This is a genomic window from Pseudomonas sp. 2848, assembly GCF_003253945.1.
Classification (GTDB): domain Bacteria; phylum Pseudomonadota; class Gammaproteobacteria; order Pseudomonadales; family Pseudomonadaceae; genus Aquipseudomonas.
Genome location: NZ_QKZD01000016.1, coordinates 62,863 through 77,923, shown reverse-complemented (window position 1 = coordinate 77,923; position 15,061 = coordinate 62,863). Strand labels below are relative to the sequence as shown.

At 57.4% G+C, this 15,061-nt stretch carries 28 protein-coding genes; all 28 read left to right on the top strand.

Annotated elements, in window-relative coordinates:
• The first annotated feature begins 60 nt into the window (after positions 1-60).
• The 28 genes from rplC (at position 61) to DFS21_RS24130 (ending at position 14,970) form a co-directional block, all read left to right on the top strand.
• Positions 61-696, top strand: coding sequence for a 50S ribosomal protein L3 (gene rplC, locus DFS21_RS24265; protein WP_011531887.1), 636 nt, complete (start codon positions 61-63; stop codon positions 694-696).
• Between the two features lie 12 nt (positions 697-708).
• Positions 709-1,311: a 50S ribosomal protein L4 gene (rplD, locus tag DFS21_RS24260; protein WP_003255485.1), complete on the top strand. Its 603-nt coding sequence runs from the start codon at positions 709-711 to the stop codon at positions 1,309-1,311.
• Complete coding sequence (rplW, locus tag DFS21_RS24255) at positions 1,308-1,607, top strand: 50S ribosomal protein L23 (protein ID WP_003255484.1); 300 nt, start codon at positions 1,308-1,310, stop codon at positions 1,605-1,607. The genes rplD and rplW overlap by 4 nt, the downstream gene beginning before the upstream one ends.
• Positions 1,608-1,621: 14 nt before the next feature.
• On the top strand, positions 1,622-2,446 hold the full coding sequence (rplB, locus tag DFS21_RS24250) for a 50S ribosomal protein L2 (RefSeq protein ID WP_003255483.1): 825 nt from the start codon (positions 1,622-1,624) through the stop codon (positions 2,444-2,446).
• A 16-nt stretch (positions 2,447-2,462) separates the two neighbouring features.
• Positions 2,463-2,738, top strand: coding sequence for a 30S ribosomal protein S19 (gene rpsS, locus DFS21_RS24245; protein WP_003255482.1), 276 nt, complete (start codon positions 2,463-2,465; stop codon positions 2,736-2,738).
• Between the two features lie 11 nt (positions 2,739-2,749).
• On the top strand, positions 2,750-3,082 hold the full coding sequence (rplV, locus tag DFS21_RS24240; protein ID WP_003103908.1) for a 50S ribosomal protein L22: 333 nt from the start codon (positions 2,750-2,752) through the stop codon (positions 3,080-3,082).
• 13 nt (positions 3,083-3,095) lie between these two features.
• The gene (gene rpsC, locus DFS21_RS24235; RefSeq protein WP_011531889.1) at positions 3,096-3,782 is read left to right on the top strand and encodes a 30S ribosomal protein S3; all 687 of its coding nucleotides are present in this window, start codon (positions 3,096-3,098) and stop codon (positions 3,780-3,782) included.
• A 12-nt stretch (positions 3,783-3,794) separates the two neighbouring features.
• A complete protein-coding gene (gene rplP, locus DFS21_RS24230; RefSeq protein WP_009397508.1) occupies positions 3,795-4,208 on the top strand; it encodes a 50S ribosomal protein L16 in 414 nt (137 codons plus the stop codon).
• On the top strand, positions 4,208-4,399 hold the full coding sequence (gene rpmC / locus DFS21_RS24225) for a 50S ribosomal protein L29 (protein WP_002555481.1): 192 nt from the start codon (positions 4,208-4,210) through the stop codon (positions 4,397-4,399). Before rplP ends, rpmC begins: the two co-directional genes overlap by 1 nt.
• A 2-nt stretch (positions 4,400-4,401) precedes the next feature.
• Positions 4,402-4,668 carry a 30S ribosomal protein S17 gene (gene rpsQ, locus DFS21_RS24220; protein ID WP_003255478.1) on the top strand — a complete coding sequence of 89 codons (267 nt, stop codon included), beginning with the start codon at positions 4,402-4,404 and terminating at the stop codon, positions 4,666-4,668.
• Positions 4,669-4,691: 23 nt separating this feature from the next.
• Entirely contained in the window at positions 4,692-5,060 is a 369-nt protein-coding gene (gene rplN / locus DFS21_RS24215; protein ID WP_008089810.1) for a 50S ribosomal protein L14, read from the top strand.
• 11 nt (positions 5,061-5,071) lie between these two features.
• Positions 5,072-5,386, top strand: a complete 315-nt coding sequence (gene rplX, locus DFS21_RS24210; RefSeq protein WP_023629180.1) for a 50S ribosomal protein L24 — start codon at positions 5,072-5,074, stop codon at positions 5,384-5,386.
• A gap of 20 nt (positions 5,387-5,406) precedes the next feature.
• Positions 5,407-5,946, top strand: coding sequence for a 50S ribosomal protein L5 (rplE, locus tag DFS21_RS24205; protein ID WP_003255474.1), 540 nt, complete (start codon positions 5,407-5,409; stop codon positions 5,944-5,946).
• Positions 5,947-5,959: 13 nt separating this feature from the next.
• Positions 5,960-6,265, top strand: a complete 306-nt coding sequence (gene rpsN, locus DFS21_RS24200) for a 30S ribosomal protein S14 (protein ID WP_023629181.1) — start codon at positions 5,960-5,962, stop codon at positions 6,263-6,265.
• Positions 6,266-6,475: 210 nt separating this feature from the next.
• Positions 6,476-6,868, top strand: coding sequence for a 30S ribosomal protein S8 (gene rpsH / locus DFS21_RS24195; protein WP_023629182.1), 393 nt, complete (start codon positions 6,476-6,478; stop codon positions 6,866-6,868).
• 12 nt (positions 6,869-6,880) lie between these two features.
• Positions 6,881-7,414, top strand: a complete 534-nt coding sequence (gene rplF / locus DFS21_RS24190; RefSeq protein ID WP_038707244.1) for a 50S ribosomal protein L6 — start codon at positions 6,881-6,883, stop codon at positions 7,412-7,414.
• Positions 7,415-7,424: 10 nt separating this feature from the next.
• Positions 7,425-7,775, top strand: coding sequence for a 50S ribosomal protein L18 (rplR, locus tag DFS21_RS24185; protein WP_023629183.1), 351 nt, complete (start codon positions 7,425-7,427; stop codon positions 7,773-7,775).
• 3 nt (positions 7,776-7,778) lie between these two features.
• Positions 7,779-8,279 (top strand): 30S ribosomal protein S5, encoded by a 501-nt coding sequence (rpsE, locus tag DFS21_RS24180; RefSeq protein WP_046857343.1) that lies wholly within the window; start codon positions 7,779-7,781, stop codon positions 8,277-8,279.
• A gap of 2 nt (positions 8,280-8,281) precedes the next feature.
• Positions 8,282-8,458 carry a 50S ribosomal protein L30 gene (rpmD, locus tag DFS21_RS24175; RefSeq protein ID WP_011531895.1) on the top strand — a complete coding sequence of 59 codons (177 nt, stop codon included), beginning with the start codon at positions 8,282-8,284 and terminating at the stop codon, positions 8,456-8,458.
• A gap of 3 nt (positions 8,459-8,461) precedes the next feature.
• Positions 8,462-8,896 carry a 50S ribosomal protein L15 gene (rplO, locus tag DFS21_RS24170; protein ID WP_011531896.1) on the top strand — a complete coding sequence of 145 codons (435 nt, stop codon included), beginning with the start codon at positions 8,462-8,464 and terminating at the stop codon, positions 8,894-8,896.
• Positions 8,897-10,228 carry a preprotein translocase subunit SecY gene (gene secY / locus DFS21_RS24165; RefSeq protein WP_003257108.1) on the top strand — a complete coding sequence of 444 codons (1,332 nt, stop codon included), beginning with the start codon at positions 8,897-8,899 and terminating at the stop codon, positions 10,226-10,228.
• A 30-nt stretch (positions 10,229-10,258) separates the two neighbouring features.
• Positions 10,259-10,375, top strand: coding sequence for a 50S ribosomal protein L36 (rpmJ, locus tag DFS21_RS24160; RefSeq protein WP_011531897.1), 117 nt, complete (start codon positions 10,259-10,261; stop codon positions 10,373-10,375).
• 131 nt (positions 10,376-10,506) lie between these two features.
• Positions 10,507-10,863 carry a 30S ribosomal protein S13 gene (gene rpsM, locus DFS21_RS24155; RefSeq protein ID WP_003255457.1) on the top strand — a complete coding sequence of 119 codons (357 nt, stop codon included), beginning with the start codon at positions 10,507-10,509 and terminating at the stop codon, positions 10,861-10,863.
• Between the two features lie 18 nt (positions 10,864-10,881).
• Complete coding sequence (rpsK, locus tag DFS21_RS24150) at positions 10,882-11,271, top strand: 30S ribosomal protein S11 (protein ID WP_012270237.1); 390 nt, start codon at positions 10,882-10,884, stop codon at positions 11,269-11,271.
• Positions 11,272-11,286: 15 nt separating this feature from the next.
• Positions 11,287-11,907 (top strand): 30S ribosomal protein S4, encoded by a 621-nt coding sequence (gene rpsD, locus DFS21_RS24145; RefSeq protein WP_023629185.1) that lies wholly within the window; start codon positions 11,287-11,289, stop codon positions 11,905-11,907.
• Positions 11,908-11,929: 22 nt separating this feature from the next.
• The gene (gene rpoA, locus DFS21_RS24140; protein WP_003255452.1) at positions 11,930-12,931 is read left to right on the top strand and encodes a DNA-directed RNA polymerase subunit alpha; all 1,002 of its coding nucleotides are present in this window, start codon (positions 11,930-11,932) and stop codon (positions 12,929-12,931) included.
• A gap of 42 nt (positions 12,932-12,973) precedes the next feature.
• A complete protein-coding gene (rplQ, locus tag DFS21_RS24135) occupies positions 12,974-13,360 on the top strand; it encodes a 50S ribosomal protein L17 (protein WP_003255451.1) in 387 nt (128 codons plus the stop codon).
• 170 nt (positions 13,361-13,530) lie between these two features.
• The gene (locus tag DFS21_RS24130; protein WP_111533293.1) at positions 13,531-14,970 is read left to right on the top strand and encodes a catalase; all 1,440 of its coding nucleotides are present in this window, start codon (positions 13,531-13,533) and stop codon (positions 14,968-14,970) included.
• Positions 14,971-15,061 lie beyond the last annotated feature (91 nt).

The window sequence follows — 15,061 nt, the reverse complement described above, 5'->3', positions numbered from 1 at the left end:
ACGCTCTGAAATGGGCGGCCATAGCGGGTGAAAGCCCCGTACACTCATGAGGTTTACAACATGACTATTGGTGTAGTCGGTCGGAAAGCGGGCATGACCCGTATTTTCACCGAAGAAGGTGTCTCCATTCCGGTCACGGTCATTGAGATCGAGCCGAATCGCGTCACCCAGTTCAAAACCGAAGAAACTGATGGCTACCGTGCAGTGCAAGTCACTGTCGGCGAGCGTCGTGCTTCGCGTGTGACCGCCGCTCAGGCAGGCCACTTTGCCAAGGCCAACGTTGCCGCTGGTCGCGGTGTCTGGGAGTTCCGTCTTGAAGAAGGCGATTTCCAGGCTGGCGATCTGATCAAAGCTGAACTCTTCACTGCAGGCCAGCTGGTAGACGTAACCGGTCAGTCCAAAGGTAAAGGCTTCGCCGGTACCATCAAGCGCTGGAACTTCCGTGGTCAAGATAACACCCACGGTAACTCCGTATCGCACCGTGTCCCTGGCTCCATCGGCCAGTGCCAGACTCCTGGTCGTGTATTCAAGGGCAAGAAAATGTCCGGTCACATGGGCGCTGAGCGCGTGACTGTGCAGTCCCTGGAAGTAGTACGCGTAGACGCTGAACGCAACCTGCTGCTGATCAAGGGTGCCGTTCCAGGCGCTACTGGCGGCGACGTGGTTGTGCGTCCAGCTGTCAAGGCTCGCGGGTAAGGGGAAACTGACATGCAACTTAATGTAAATGACGCTCAGGCGATCGAAGTTTCCGAACTGACTTTCGGTGGCGAATTCAACGAGACGCTGGTACACCAAGCAGTCGTGGCCTACATGGCCGGCGGCCGTCAGGGCACCAAGCAGCAGAAGACCCGTTCTGACGTGGCCGGTGGCGGTAAGCGCCCATGGCGTCAGAAAGGTACTGGCCGTGCTCGTGCCGGTACTACCCGTGGTCCGATCTGGCGTGGCGGTGGTGTAACCTTCGCAGCTCGTCCTCAAGATCACTCGCAGAAGCTCAACAAGAAGATGTACCGCGCAGCCCTGCGCTCCATCCTCGCCGAGCTGGTGCGTAGCGACCGTCTGGTCGTGGTTCAGGACTTCGCTGTCGAAGCACCGAAAACCAAAGATCTGCTGAACAAGCTGAACGGCATGGGTCTGAGCGACGTACTGATCGTTTCGGACGCTGTTGATCAGAACCTGTACCTGGCTGCTCGTAACCTGCCGCACGTCGATGTACGTGACGTTCAAGGTTCCGACCCGGTCAGTCTGATCGCATACGAGAAAGTGTTGATCACTGTCTCGGCCGTGAAGAAATTCGAGGAGCTGCTGGGATGAACCAGGAACGCGTATTCAAAGTCCTCCTTGGCCCGCACGTTTCCGAGAAGGCTACCGTTCTGGCTGAGAAAAAAGGCCAGTTCGTATTCAAGGTTGCTACCGATGCAACCAAGCTGGAAATCAAGAAAGCTGTCGAAGGCCTGTTCAACGTAAAAGTTGAAAACGTGTCGACTGTTAACGTTCTGGGTAAAACCAAGCGTACCGCACGTGGTCTGGGCAAGCGTAATGACTGGAAGAAGGCGATCGTCTCCCTTCAGCCAGGCCAAGATCTCGATTTCAGCAGCAGTGCTGAGTAAGGAAGGGGTGCATCATGGCAATCGTTAAATGCAAACCGACTTCCCCTGGCCGCCGTTTCGTGGTCAAGGTGGTCAACAAGGAGCTGCACAAAGGCGCTCCTCACGCACCGCTGATCGAGAAGAAATCGAAGTCTGGTGGTCGTAACAACAATGGCCGCATCACCACGCGTCACGTGGGTGGTGGTCATAAGCAGCACTACCGTCTGGTCGACTTCCGTCGCAACGACAAAGATGGCATCCCAGCCACTGTCGAGCGTATCGAATACGATCCAAACCGTACTGCTCACATCGCCCTGCTGTGCTACGCAGACGGTGAGCGTCGCTACATCATCGCCCCTAAAGGCGTGAGTGCTGGCGACCAGCTGATCGCAGGTGCTCTGGCCCCAATCAAGGCCGGTAACTCCCTGCAACTGCGCAACATTCCAGTAGGTAGCACCATTCACGGCATCGAATTGAAGCCGGGTAAAGGTGCTCAGATCGCACGTTCCGCTGGTGCTTCGGCTCAGCTGATCGCCCGTGAAGGCGTCTACGTGACCCTGCGTCTGCGCTCTGGTGAAATGCGTAAAGTCCTGGCTGAGTGCCGTGCGACCCTGGGCGAAGTCTCGAACTCCGAGCACAGCCTGCGTTCGCTGGGTAAAGCTGGTGCCAAACGCTGGCGCGGCGTTCGCCCAACCGTTCGTGGTGTTGCCATGAACCCGGTTGACCACCCGCATGGTGGTGGTGAAGGTCGTACCTCCGGTGGTCGTCATCCGGTATCGCCATGGGGCTTCCCAACCAAGGGTGCCAAAACCCGTGGTAATAAGCGTACCGACAACATGATCGTCCGTCGTCGCAAGTAACTAGAGGGATACGACAGTGCCACGTTCTCTGAAAAAAGGTCCTTTTATCGATCTTCACCTGTTGAAGAAGGTCGAAGTGGCGGTGGAGAAGAACGATCGCAAGCCAGTTAAAACCTGGTCGCGCCGTTCGATGATCCTGCCACAAATGGTCGGTCTGACCATCGCGGTACACAACGGTCGCCAACACGTCCCAGTTCTCGTGAACGAAGACATGGTCGGCCACAAACTGGGCGAGTTCGCCGGTACCCGCACCTACCGCGGGCACGTGGCTGACAAGAAAGCCAAGCGTTAAGGGGTAAGGAAATGGAAGTAGCCGCTAAGTTGTCGGGCGCTCGCATCTCCGCCCAGAAAGCCCGCTTGGTCGCCGACCAGATCCGCGGGAAGAAGGTGGGCGAAGCGCTCAACCTGTTGGCCTTCAGCAGCAAAAAAGCCGCTGAAATCATGAAGAAAGTCCTCGAGTCGGCCGTTGCCAACGCCGAACACAACGAAGGCGCAGACGTTGATGACCTGAAGGTCTCCACCGTCTTCGTCAACGAAGGGCGTTCGCTGAAGCGCATCATGCCACGTGCCAAAGGCCGTGCTGATCGCATCGTCAAGCGGTCTTGCCATATCACTGTCAAGGTTGCGGACAAGTAACGGAGTCGATCAGATGGGTCAGAAAGTACATCCCACTGGCATTCGCCTGGGAATCGTCAAGGAGCACACCTCCGTCTGGTACGCAGACGGCGCGACTTACGCAGATTACCTGCTCAAGGATCTGCAAACTCGCGAGTACCTCCAAGACAAACTAAAAAGCGCGTCCGTTAGCCGTATCGATATTCATCGTCCGGCTCAAACTGCACGCATCACCATCCACACCGCTCGTCCCGGTATCGTTATCGGCAAGAAAGGTGAAGATGTTGAGAAGCTGCGTCAGGACCTGACCAAGCAGATGGGTGTGCCTGTGCACATCAACATCGAAGAGATCCGCAAGCCGGAACTCGACGCCATGCTGGTTGCTCAGAGCGTAGCCCAGCAGCTGGAACGCCGCGTAATGTTCCGTCGCGCCATGAAGCGCGCCGTGCAGAACGCCATGCGTATTGGTGCCAAGGGCATCAAGATCCAGGTGAGCGGTCGTCTCGGCGGCGCCGAGATCGCACGTACCGAGTGGTATCGCGAAGGTCGTGTGCCCCTGCACACCCTGCGTGCCGATATCGACTACAACACCTACGAAGCTCACACCACCTACGGTGTGATCGGTGTGAAGGTTTGGATCTTCAAAGGCGAAGTTATTGGTGGTCGCCAGGAAGAGCTGAAGCCGCAAGCACCAGCGCCTCGTAAAAAAGCTGCTAAGTAAGGGGTACGCCAAATGTTGCAACCAAAGCGTACAAAATTCCGCAAGCAGATGACCGGCCACAACCGTGGTCTGGCACTGCGCGGTAGCAAGGTCAGCTTCGGCGAGTTCGCGCTGAAAGCTGTCGCCCGCGGTCGTCTCACCGCTCGCCAGATCGAGTCGGCACGTCGTGCCCTGACCCGTCACGTTAAGCGTGGCGGCAAGATCTGGATCCGTGTGTTCCCGGATAAGCCGGTTACCAAGAAGCCTCTCGAAGTGCGGATGGGTAAAGGTAAGGGTTCCGTGGAATACTGGGTTGCCCAGATTCAGCCAGGCAAAGTCCTGTACGAGATCGAGGGTGTTTCTGAAGAGCTGGCGCGCGAAGCTTTCGCCCTGGCTGCTGCAAAGCTGCCACTCGCCACCTCCTTTGTTAAGCGGACGGTGATGTGATGAAAGCGAATGAACTTCGTGAAAAATCCGCACAGCAACTGAATGAGCAACTGCTCGGCTTGCTGCGCGACCAGTTCAATCTGCGCATGCAGAAAGCAACTGGCCAGTTGGGGCAGTCGCACCTGCTCTCGCAAGTTAAGCGTGACATCGCTCGCGTGAAAACTGTGCTCAACCAGCAGGCAGGTAAGTGATCATGGCTGAAGCTGAAAAAACCGTCCGTACGCTGACTGGCCGTGTCGTCAGCGACAAAATGGACAAGACCATCACCGTTCTGATCGAGCGTCGCGTAAAGCACCCGATCTACGGTAAATACGTTAAGCGTTCGACTAAGCTGCACGCGCACGACGAAGCCAACCAGTGCAAGATCGGCGACAAGGTTTCCATCCGTGAAACCCGTCCGCTGGCCAAGACCAAGTCCTGGGCACTGGTTGAAGTCCTCGAACGCGCTGTTGAAGTCTAAGGGCTAGGGGTCGGAGAAATTTTATGATTCAGACTCAATCCATGCTCGATGTGGCCGATAACAGCGGCGCTCGTCGCGTCATGTGCATCAAGGTGCTCGGCGGTTCCCACCGTCGTTACGCCGGTATCGGTGACATCATCAAAGTTACCGTCAAGGAAGCAATTCCTCGCGGTAAGGTCAAAAAAGGCCAGGTGATGACCGCTGTTGTCGTCCGTACCCGTCACGGTGTACGTCGCGCTGACGGTTCCATCATTCGTTTCGACGGCAACGCTGCTGTTCTGCTGAACACCAAGCAAGAGCCGATCGGTACTCGCATCTTCGGGCCAGTGACCCGTGAACTTCGTACCGAGAAGTTCATGAAGATCGTTTCGCTCGCCCCTGAAGTGCTCTAAGGAGATCCGACATGCAAAAGATTCGTCGTGACGACGAGATCATCGTGATCGCCGGCAAAGACAAGGGTAAGCGCGGTAAGGTGCTGAAGGTTCTGGCTGATGACCGTCTGGTCATCGGTGGCGTGAACCTGGTCAAGCGTCATACCAAGCCTAACCCGATGGCGGGCGTTCAGGGCGGTATCGTCGAAAAAGAAGCGCCACTGCACGCTTCCAACGTTGCCATCTTCAACAGCGAAACCAACAAGGCTGACCGCGTTGGCTTCAAAGTAGAAGAAGGCAAGAAAATTCGTGTCTTCAAGTCGACCCAAAAAGCGGTTGATGCTTGAACACTGCTAGGTAGAAGACCATGGCACGACTGAAAGAGATTTACCGGAACGAAATCGCTCCCAAGCTTAAGGAAGAACTTAAGCTGTCGAACGTGATGGAAGTTCCGCGCGTTACCAAAATCACCCTGAACATGGGTCTGGGCGAAGCGATCGGCGACAAGAAAGTCATCGAGCACGCTGTTGCCGACCTGGAAAAGATCACCGGTCAAAAGCCGGTCGTGACTTTCGCTCGTAAATCCATCGCGGGCTTCAAAGTCCGTGAAGGCTGGCCGATCGGCGTCAAGGTGACCCTGCGTAGCGACAAGATGTACGAATTCCTGGACCGCCTGCTGGCGATCTCCCTGCCTCGGGTTCGCGACTTCCGCGGCCTGAATGCCAAGTCCTTCGATGGTCGTGGCAACTACAGCATGGGCGTGAAAGAGCAGATCATCTTCCCGGAAATCGACTACGACAAGATCGATGCTCTGCGCGGTTTGGACATCACCCTGACCACCACTGCTCGTTCGGACGACGAAGGCCGCGCTCTGCTGCGTGCTTTCAAGTTCCCGTTCCGCAACTGATTGGAGTAGGAAAATGGCCAAGAAGAGCATGAAAAACCGCGAGCTGAAGCGTCAGCTCACGGTAGCCAAGTACGCCAAAAAGCGTGCCGAGCTGAAAGCGACCATCGTCAACCTGAACGCCTCTCCAGAAGAGCGTTTCGCTGCCGTTGTCGCCCTGCAGAAGCAACCACGTGACGCCAGCGCTTCGCGCATGCGTAACCGTTGCCGCATCACCGGTCGTCCGCACGGCGTGTACCGCAAGTTCGGCCTCGGTCGTAACAAGCTGCGCGAAGCCGCCATGCGTGGTGACGTGCCGGGTCTGGTCAAGGCCAGCTGGTAATCCCGGTTGGCGTGACCACCGGTGGAAGGGGGGCGATCTTCCGACCGCCGGTGACCTCGCATTGAAACAAGCCCCTATATGGGGCTTGTTTCGTTTCTGCCTTGTGTCTAGAATGACCGGCTCACCTGAGCCCGGGTTTTTTGCCCTGCCTGTTCGGGTGGTTGTGATAGCCGCAAGGCTAATAATTCTTGTATCAGGAGCATCTAGCCCATGAGTATGCAGGACCCGTTAGCGGACATGCTAACTCGCATCCGTAATGCCCAGATGGCTGAAAAGTCTGTCGTAAGCATGCCTTCTTCTACCCTGAAGGTCGCGGTTGCCAAAGTACTGAAAGACGAAGGCTACATCGCTGGCTACGAAGTCAACGGCGAAGCCAAGCCTTCCCTGTCGATCGAACTCAAGTACTTCGAAGGCCGTCCGGTCATCGAGGAACTGAAGCGTACCAGCCGTCCTGGCCTGCGCCAGTACAAGGCCGTCTCTGAGCTGCCGAAAGTACGTGGCGGCCTGGGCGTGTCTATCGTCTCCACCAACAAAGGTGTGATGACTGACCGCGCTGCGCGCGCTGCCGGTGTCGGCGGCGAAGTTCTGTGCACAGTGTTCTAAGGGGAGATAGGCATGTCTCGCGTCGCTAAGAACCCCGTTAAGCTGCCAGCAGGCGTCGAAGTCAAATTCGCCGGTCAGCAGCTTTCGGTAAAGGGTGCCAAGGGCACTCTCGAACTGAACGTTCACTCGTCTGTTGAAGTTACCGAAGAAGCTGGTGAGCTGCGTTTCGTCGCTCGCAACGGTGACCAGCAAGCTCGCGCCATGGCCGGTACCACCCGCGCCCTGGTGAACAACATGGTCCACGGCGTAAGCCAAGGCTTCGAGCGCAAGCTCCAGCTGGTCGGTGTTGGTTACAAAGCTCAGGCCAAAGGCACCGTCCTGAACCTGGCTCTGGGCTTCTCGCACCCAGTGGATTACGAACTGCCAGCCGGTATCACCGCTGAAACCCCAAGCCAGACCGACATCCTGATCAAGGGTATCGACAAGCAGCTGGTGGGTCAGGTGGCCGCTGAAGTCCGCGGTTTCCGTCCGCCAGAGCCTTACAAGGGCAAGGGTGTGCGTTACGCGGACGAAGTAGTCCGTCGTAAAGAAGCCAAGAAGAAGTAGGGCCTAGCAAATGACCGACAAAAAAGTTATTCGACTGCGTCGCGCTCGCAAAGCACGCCTGAAAATGCACGAGCTCGAAGCCGTGCGTCTGTGCGTGTTCCGCTCCTCGCAGCACATCTATGCCCAGGTCATTTCGGCCGACGGCAGCAAGGTTCTGGCAAGCGCCTCTACCTTGGACAAAGAACTGCGTGATGGCGCCACTGGCAACATCGACGCGGCCACTAAGGTTGGCAAGCTGGTAGCTGAGCGCGCGAAAGCCGCCGGTGTATCTCAAGTTGCCTTTGACCGTTCCGGCTTCAAGTACCATGGCCGCGTCAAGGCGCTGGCTGATGCTGCTCGTGAAGGCGGGCTGGAGTTCTAAGTTATGGCAAATAACGATCAAAAGCGCGACGAAGGCTACATCGAGAAGCTGGTTCAAGTTAACCGCGTAGCCAAAACCGTTAAAGGCGGCCGTATCTTCACCTTCACCGCGCTGACCGTGGTAGGTGATGGCAAGGGTCGTGTTGGCTTTGGCCGTGGCAAATCGCGCGAAGTACCTGCCGCGATCCAGAAAGCCATGGAAGCTGCTCGTCGCAACATGATTCAGGTTGACCTGAAGGGCACCACCCTGCAGTACGCCACCAAGGCCGCCCACGGCGCCTCGAAGGTGTACATGCAGCCTGCCTCGGAAGGTACCGGTATCATCGCCGGCGGCGCAATGCGTGCCGTCCTGGAAGTTGCTGGTGTTCAGAACGTCCTGGCCAAGTGCTACGGTTCGACCAACCCGGTGAACGTGGTTCACGCCACCTTCAAGGGTCTGAAAGCCATGCAATCCCCTGAGTCCATTGCTGCCAAGCGCGGCAAGACTGTTGAGGAGATCCGCTGATCATGGCAACCGTCAAAGTTACGCTGATCAAGAGCGTCTCGGGCCGTATCCCTAACCACAAGCTGTGCGTGAAGGGTCTGGGTCTGCGTCGTATCGGTCACACTGTAGAAGTCCAGGATACTCCCGAGAACCGCGGGATGATCAACAAGGCTTACTACATGCTGAAGGTCGAGGGTTAATCGATGAAACTCAATGATCTGAGTCCAGCGCCGGGTTCCCGTCGCGAGAAGCACCGTCCGGGCCGTGGTATCGGTAGCGGTCTGGGTAAGACCGGTGGCCGTGGTCACAAAGGTCAGACCTCCCGTTCCGGTGGTTCCATCGCTCCAGGCTTCGAAGGCGGTCAACAGCCGCTGCACCGTCGCCTGCCGAAGTTCGGCTTCGTTTCCCTGAAAGCCATGGACCGCGCCGAAGTGCGTCTGTCCGAGCTGGCCAAGGTGGAAGGCGATCTGATCACCGTTCAGTCCCTGAAGGACGCCAACGTGATCGGCCAGCACGTACAGCGTGTGAAAATCATGCTGTCGGGCGAAGTCACTCGCGCAGTCACCCTCAAGGGTATCGCCGTCACCAAAGGTGCACGTGCGGCTATCGAAGCAGCTGGCGGCAAGTTCGAGGAATAAATGGCTAAGCAAGGTGCTCTCTCTTCGCTCGGTAAGGGCGGGATGTCGGAACTCTGGGCTCGTCTGCGTTTTCTGTTCATGGCGATCATCGTCTATCGGATTGGCGCGCACATCCCGGTACCAGGCATTAACCCGGACCGTCTCGCGGATCTGTTCCGGCAGAATGAGGGGACCATTCTTAGCTTGTTCAACATGTTTTCCGGCGGCGCGCTGGAGCGCATGAGCATCTTTGCACTGGGGATCATGCCGTACATCTCGGCATCGATCATCATGCAGCTCATGACCGCTGTCAGCCCGCAGCTGGAGCAGTTGAAGAAGGAAGGTGAAGCTGGCCGTCGCAAGATCAGCCAGTACACCCGCTACGGCACCGTTATCCTGGCGCTGGTTCAAGCCATTGGCATGTCCATTGGCCTGGCCAACCAGGGCGTGGCGTTTTCTGTTGGCCTCGGCTTCCATGTCGTCGCCGTCTCCACCTTCGTGGCGGGCGCGATGTTCATGATGTGGCTGGGTGAGCAGATCACCGAGCGCGGTGTGGGCAACGGTATCTCGATGTTGATCTTCGCAGGTATCGTTGCCGGTCTTCCGAGAGCAATCGGGCAGTCTTTCGAGTCTGCACGCACAGGCGATATCAACATCTTCGCCCTGGTCGCAATCGGTTTGCTGGCAGTAGCGATTATCGGCTTCGTGGTGTTCATCGAGCGTGGTCAGCGTCGTATCGCCGTTCACTACGCCAAGCGTCAGCAGGGCCGCAAGGTCTTCGCTGCGCAGACCAGCCACCTGCCGCTGAAAGTGAACATGGCGGGCGTAATTCCGGCCATTTTCGCGAGCAGCATCTTGCTGTTCCCGGCTTCGCTGGGTGCCTGGTTCGGTCAGTCTGAAGGTATGGGCTGGCTGCAGGACATCTCGCAGTCGATCGCTCCTGGTCAGCCGTTGAACATTCTGCTGTTTAGTGCAGGGATCATTTTCTTCTGCTTCTTCTACACAGCGTTGATGTTCAACCCGAAAGACGTAGCGGAAAACCTGAAGAAGTCCGGTGCCTTTATTCCGGGTATCCGTCCTGGTGAGCAGTCGGCGCGCTACATTGATGGCGTTCTGACCCGTTTGACCATGTTCGGTGCTCTTTACATGATGGCCGTGTGCCTTCTGCCCCAGTTCCTGGTGGTAGCAGCAAACGTGCCGTTCTACCTTGGCGGGACCTCGTTGCTGATTGTGGTAGTGGTTGTGATGGACTTCATGTCCCAAGTACAATCGCACCTCGTTTCGCACCAGTACGAATCCCTGATGAAGAAAGCCAACCTGAAAGGCTACGGCGGCAGCGGTCTGCTGCGCTGATTTAGCCCCTTAAGGTTCGAGGAGTCGGTAATGAAAGTTCGTGCATCGGTGAAAAAGCTGTGCCGCAACTGCAAGATCATTCGTCGCGAAGGTATCGTGCGCGTGATCTGCAGCGCGGAACCGCGTCACAAGCAGCGCCAAGGCTGAGTGTGATCCGCGCTTCAAACCCAGCAGCTAGTGTGCTGCTGGGTTGATTATTCGTTTCTACAGCGATATTATCTCGCGCCCTATTTCTTGGCTTCCGGGGCGTAGGTAGCTGTCAATTGGAGTCCCACTGAATGGCCCGTATTGCAGGCGTCAACATTCCAGATAACAAGCATACTGTTATCTCGCTGACCTACATCTATGGTGTCGGTCGCACAACTGCACAGAAGATCTGTGCGGATGCTGGTGTAAACCCAGCCGCTAAGATCAAGGATCTGAGCGACGAGCAAATCGAAACCCTGCGTGGCGAAGTCGCGAAGTTCACCACCGAAGGTGACCTGCGCCGTGACATCAACATGAAGATCAAGCGCTTGATGGACCTGGGTTGCTACCGCGGCCTGCGTCATCGTAAAGGTCTGCCGGTTCGCGGTCAGCGCACCAAGACCAACGCACGCACCCGTAAGGGCCCGCGTAAGCCGATCCGCAAGTAATCGCCCAGGAATATAGACATGGCAAAACCTGCTGCTCGTCCTCGTAAAAAAATCAAAAAGACAGTGGTTGATGGCATCGCCCACATCCATGCGTCTTTCAACAACACCATCGTGACCATCACCGACCGTCAGGGCAACGCACTGTCCTGGGCTACTTCCGGTGGTTCGGGTTTCCGTGGTTCGCGCAAATCCACCCCGTTCGCAGCACAGATCGCTGCTGAGCGTGCTGGTCAAGCTGCGCTGGAATACGGTCTGAAGAACCTCGACGTGAACGTCAAGGGTCCAGGTCCAGGTCGTGAGTCCGCCGTTCGTGCACTGAACAGCTGCGGCTACAAGATCGCCAGCATCACCGACGTGACGCCAATCCCGCATAACGGGTGCCGTCCGCCGAAGAAGCGTCGCGTGTAATCAGGAGACAGATAAATGGCACGTTACATTGGTCCAAAATGCAAACTGTCTCGCCGTGAAGGCACTGACCTGTTCCTGAAGAGCGGCGTTCGCGCTCTGGAATCGAAGTGCAACATCGAAGCAGCCCCAGGTATCCACGGCCAGCGCCGTGGCCGTCAGTCCGACTACGGTACTCAGCTGCGCGAGAAACAAAAAGTCCGTCGTATCTACGGTGTTCTGGAGCGTCAGTTCCGCGGTTACTACCAAGCTGCTGCCTCGAAAAAAGGCGCAACCGGTGAGAACCTGCTGCAACTGCTCGAGTGCCGTCTGGATAACGTCGTTTACCGTATGGGCTTCGGCTCGACTCGTTCCGAGTCCCGTCAGCTGGTTTCGCACAAAGCGATCAGCGTCAACGGTAAGACTGTAAACATTCCATCCTACCAAGTTCGTCCGGGTGACGTGGTCTCGGTTCGCGAGAAGTCGCTGAACCAGCTGCGCATTGTTCAAGCCCTTGAACTGTGCGCCCAGCGTGGCCGCGTTGAGTGGGTTGATGTGGATGCTGCTAAAAAGTCGGGCGTTTTCAAGAACGTTCCTGCTCGCAGCGACCTGTCCGCCGACATCAACGAAAACCTGATTGTCGAGCTCTACTCCAAGTAAGGGCTAGAAAATAGGTGCATCCATGCAGATTTCGGTAAATGAGTTTCTGACACCCCGTCACATCGACGTGCAGGTTGTCAGTCCAACCCGCGCCAAGATCACGCTCGAGCCTCTCGAGCGTGGCTTCGGCCATACCCTGGGCAACGCGCTGCGCCGCATCCTGTTGTCCTCCATGCCTGGCTGTGCAGTAGTCGAGGCCGAGATCGATGGCGTACTCCACGAGTACTCCGCGATCGAAGGTGTACAGGAAGACGTCATTGAAATCCTGTTGAACCTGAAAGGCCTGGCTATCAAACTGCACGGTCGTGACGAAGTTACGCTGACCTTGTCGAAAAAGGGTTCGGGGGTGGTTACCGCTGCCGATATTCAGCTGGATCACGATGTCGAGATCGTCAACCCCGATCACGTAATCGCGAACCTGGCGTCCAACGGCGCCCTGAACATGAAGCTCACTGTAGCTCGTGGTCGCGGTTACGAGCCGGCCGACTCCCGTCAGACTGACGAAGACGAAAGCCGCAGCATTGGCCGTCTCCAGCTGGACGCCTCGTTCAGCCCGGTGCGTCGTATCGCCTACGTGGTCGAGAACGCCCGTGTTGAGCAGCGTACCAACCTGGACAAGCTGGTCATCGATCTGGAAACCAACGGTACCCTGGATCCTGAAGAGGCTATCCGTCGTGCCGCGACCATCCTGCAACAGCAGCTGGCCGCGTTCGTCGACCTCAAAGGTGACAGCGAGCCGGTTGTGGTCGAGCAGGAAGACGAGATCGATCCGATCCTGCTGCGCCCGGTTGACGACCTGGAACTGACTGTACGTTCGGCCAACTGCCTCAAGGCGGAGAACATCTACTACATCGGCGACCTGATTCAGCGTACCGAAGTAGAGCTGTTGAAGACTCCTAACCTGGGCAAGAAGTCCCTGACTGAAATCAAGGACGTCCTGGCCTCCCGTGGTCTGTCTCTCGGCATGCGCCTCGACAACTGGCCGCCTGCAAGCCTTAAGAAAGACGACAAGGCGACTGCCTGATCGTCGTAATCACCGAACGTTGTGTTTGGTAAGGAATGAATCATGCGTCATCGTAAAAGTGGACGTCACCTGAGCCGTACCAGCTCTCACCGCAAAGCTATGTTCCAGAACATGGCTGTGTCGCTGATCGAGCACGAGCTGATCAAAACCACCCTGCCGAAAGCCAAGGAACTGCGCCGCGTTGCCGAGCCGCTGATCACCCTGGCCAAGGAAGACAGCGTTGCCAACCGTCGTCTGGCCTTCGACCGTACCCGTTCGAAGTCCGCCGTTGGCAAACTGTTCAACGACCTGGGCAAGCGTTACGCCACCCGTCAGGGCGGCTACCTGCGTATCCTGAAGTGCGGTTTCCGCGCTGGCGACAACGCGCCTATGGCGTACGTCGAGCTGGTTGATCGTCCGGTCGGTGGTGCTGTAGAAGCTGCCGAGTAAGACGTTCTGTCTGCTACAAGAAACCGGGCCTAGGCCCGGTTTTTTGTTGTCTGGTGAATTGTTATTTTCTATTGATATAAGTCACTTAATGAATTTGTCCTTGTAACCTCGCTCGACAATACTCTCCTCAAGCCGATTAGCCGGCAATTCAAGACCGATCAGGAGAGCCCATGAGCAAGATTCTCACTACCGCCAGCGGTGCACCCGTAGCCGACAACCAGAACTCCCGTTCCGCAGGCCCTCGTGGCCCGCTGCTGCTCGACGACTTCCACCTGCTCGAGAAGCTTGCCCACTTCAACCGCGAGAACATCCCGGAGCGTCGCGTGCACGCCAAGGGCTCCGGCGCCTACGGTACCTTCACCGTCACCCGCGATATCACCGAGCTCACCAGTGCCAAGCTGTTCGACAGCATCGGCAAGCAGACCGAAACGTTCCTGCGGTTCTCCACCGTGGGCGGCGAACGCGGCTCTGCGGATACCGAACGCGACCCGCGTGGTTTTGCGGTTAAGTTCTACACCGAGGAAGGCAACTGGGACATTGTTGGCAACAACACTCCCGTGTTCTTCATTCGCGACCCGCTGAAGTTCCCTGACTTCATCCACACCCAGAAGCGCCACCCGCAGACCAACCTGAAGAACGCGCAAATGAGGTGGGACTTCTGGTCGCATTCGCCCGAGGCACTGCACCAGGTCACCATCCTGTTCTCCGATCGCGGCATTCCCGATGGCTACCGCCACATGCACGGCTTCGGCAGCCACACCTACAGCCTGATCAACGCCCAGGGCGAGCGGAGCTGGGTCAAATGGCACTTCAAGACCCAGCAAGGCATCAAGAACCTGGCGCCGGCTGATGCCGCCCGTCTGGCCGGGAGCGACCCGGACTACGCCCAGCGTGACCTGTTCGAGGCCATCGAGCGCGGCGATTTCCCGCGTTGGACCGTGTGCATCCAGGTGATGAGCGAGGCCGAGGCGGCCAGCCGTGACGAAAACCCGTTCGATGTGACCAAGACCTGGTCGCAGAAGGACTACCCGTTGATCGAAGTCGGTGTGCTGGAGCTCAACCGCAACCCGCTCAACTACTTCGCCGAGGTTGAGCAGGCGGCGTTCGGGCCCAGCAACATGGTCCCCGGGGTTGGCCTGTCGCCAGACCGCATGCTGCAGGGGCGTGTGTTCGCCTATGCCGATGCGCATCGCTACCGCGTAGGCACCAACCACCAGCAACTGCCGGTCAATGCGCCGCGCAGCCCGGTGAACAGCTACCAACGCGACGGCTCCATGGCCATCGGCGCATACGGCGGCGCTCCTAACTACGAGCCCAACAGCCATGCAAGCGCGCCGAAGCAATCGCCGCGGCATGCCGAGCCCGCACTGGCCCTGAACGGCTCGGCGGATCGTTACGATCACCGTGAGGACAACGATTACTACAGCCACGCCGGGGCACTGTTCCGTCTGATGAGCGATGAGCAGAAGGCGCTGTTGATCAACAACATCGCCGGGACCATGGCCGGTGTCAGCGACGATGTCATCCAGCGTCAGCTGCAGTACTTCTACAAGGCTGATCCGGCCTACGGCGAAGGGATTGCCAAGGCATTGGGCGTGAATCTCGGCTAAGTCGAAGTGATAAGAAGAACCGCCCTCATTTGGGCGGTTTTTCAATGAATATCACTACTGTTTAGCCGATTTTTTGCTTCTAATTGCGCGT

Excerpts from the sequence above, each read along its gene's own strand:
- rpmC (WP_002555481.1), top strand. The coding sequence starts at position 4,208 with ATGAAAGCGAATGAACTTCGTGAAAAATCCGCACAGCAACTGAATGAG.
- rplW (WP_003255484.1), top strand. The coding sequence starts at position 1,308 with ATGAACCAGGAACGCGTATTCAAAGTCCTCCTTGGCCCGCACGTTTCC.
- rpsD (WP_023629185.1), top strand. The coding sequence starts at position 11,287 with ATGGCACGTTACATTGGTCCAAAATGCAAACTGTCTCGCCGTGAAGGC.
- rpsQ (WP_003255478.1), top strand. The coding sequence starts at position 4,402 with ATGGCTGAAGCTGAAAAAACCGTCCGTACGCTGACTGGCCGTGTCGTC.
- rplQ (WP_003255451.1), top strand. The coding sequence starts at position 12,974 with ATGCGTCATCGTAAAAGTGGACGTCACCTGAGCCGTACCAGCTCTCAC.
- rplB (WP_003255483.1), top strand. The coding sequence starts at position 1,622 with ATGGCAATCGTTAAATGCAAACCGACTTCCCCTGGCCGCCGTTTCGTG.
- rpsH (WP_023629182.1), top strand. The coding sequence starts at position 6,476 with ATGAGTATGCAGGACCCGTTAGCGGACATGCTAACTCGCATCCGTAAT.
- rpmJ (WP_011531897.1), top strand. The coding sequence starts at position 10,259 with ATGAAAGTTCGTGCATCGGTGAAAAAGCTGTGCCGCAACTGCAAGATC.
- rpsK (WP_012270237.1), top strand. The coding sequence starts at position 10,882 with ATGGCAAAACCTGCTGCTCGTCCTCGTAAAAAAATCAAAAAGACAGTG.
- rplE (WP_003255474.1), top strand. The coding sequence starts at position 5,407 with ATGGCACGACTGAAAGAGATTTACCGGAACGAAATCGCTCCCAAGCTT.
- rplN (WP_008089810.1), top strand. The coding sequence starts at position 4,692 with ATGATTCAGACTCAATCCATGCTCGATGTGGCCGATAACAGCGGCGCT.
- rplR (WP_023629183.1), top strand. The coding sequence starts at position 7,425 with ATGACCGACAAAAAAGTTATTCGACTGCGTCGCGCTCGCAAAGCACGC.
- rplF (WP_038707244.1), top strand. The coding sequence starts at position 6,881 with ATGTCTCGCGTCGCTAAGAACCCCGTTAAGCTGCCAGCAGGCGTCGAA.
- rplD (WP_003255485.1), top strand. The coding sequence starts at position 709 with ATGCAACTTAATGTAAATGACGCTCAGGCGATCGAAGTTTCCGAACTG.
- rpoA (WP_003255452.1), top strand. The coding sequence starts at position 11,930 with ATGCAGATTTCGGTAAATGAGTTTCTGACACCCCGTCACATCGACGTG.
- rpsC (WP_011531889.1), top strand. The coding sequence starts at position 3,096 with ATGGGTCAGAAAGTACATCCCACTGGCATTCGCCTGGGAATCGTCAAG.
- rpsM (WP_003255457.1), top strand. The coding sequence starts at position 10,507 with ATGGCCCGTATTGCAGGCGTCAACATTCCAGATAACAAGCATACTGTT.
- secY (WP_003257108.1), top strand. The coding sequence starts at position 8,897 with ATGGCTAAGCAAGGTGCTCTCTCTTCGCTCGGTAAGGGCGGGATGTCG.
- rplO (WP_011531896.1), top strand. The coding sequence starts at position 8,462 with ATGAAACTCAATGATCTGAGTCCAGCGCCGGGTTCCCGTCGCGAGAAG.
- rplV (WP_003103908.1), top strand. The coding sequence starts at position 2,750 with ATGGAAGTAGCCGCTAAGTTGTCGGGCGCTCGCATCTCCGCCCAGAAA.
- rplP (WP_009397508.1), top strand. The coding sequence starts at position 3,795 with ATGTTGCAACCAAAGCGTACAAAATTCCGCAAGCAGATGACCGGCCAC.
- rpsE (WP_046857343.1), top strand. The coding sequence starts at position 7,779 with ATGGCAAATAACGATCAAAAGCGCGACGAAGGCTACATCGAGAAGCTG.
- rplC (WP_011531887.1), top strand. The coding sequence starts at position 61 with ATGACTATTGGTGTAGTCGGTCGGAAAGCGGGCATGACCCGTATTTTC.
- rpmD (WP_011531895.1), top strand. The coding sequence starts at position 8,282 with ATGGCAACCGTCAAAGTTACGCTGATCAAGAGCGTCTCGGGCCGTATC.
- rplX (WP_023629180.1), top strand. The coding sequence starts at position 5,072 with ATGCAAAAGATTCGTCGTGACGACGAGATCATCGTGATCGCCGGCAAA.
- rpsN (WP_023629181.1), top strand. The coding sequence starts at position 5,960 with ATGGCCAAGAAGAGCATGAAAAACCGCGAGCTGAAGCGTCAGCTCACG.
- DFS21_RS24130 (WP_111533293.1), top strand. The coding sequence starts at position 13,531 with ATGAGCAAGATTCTCACTACCGCCAGCGGTGCACCCGTAGCCGACAAC.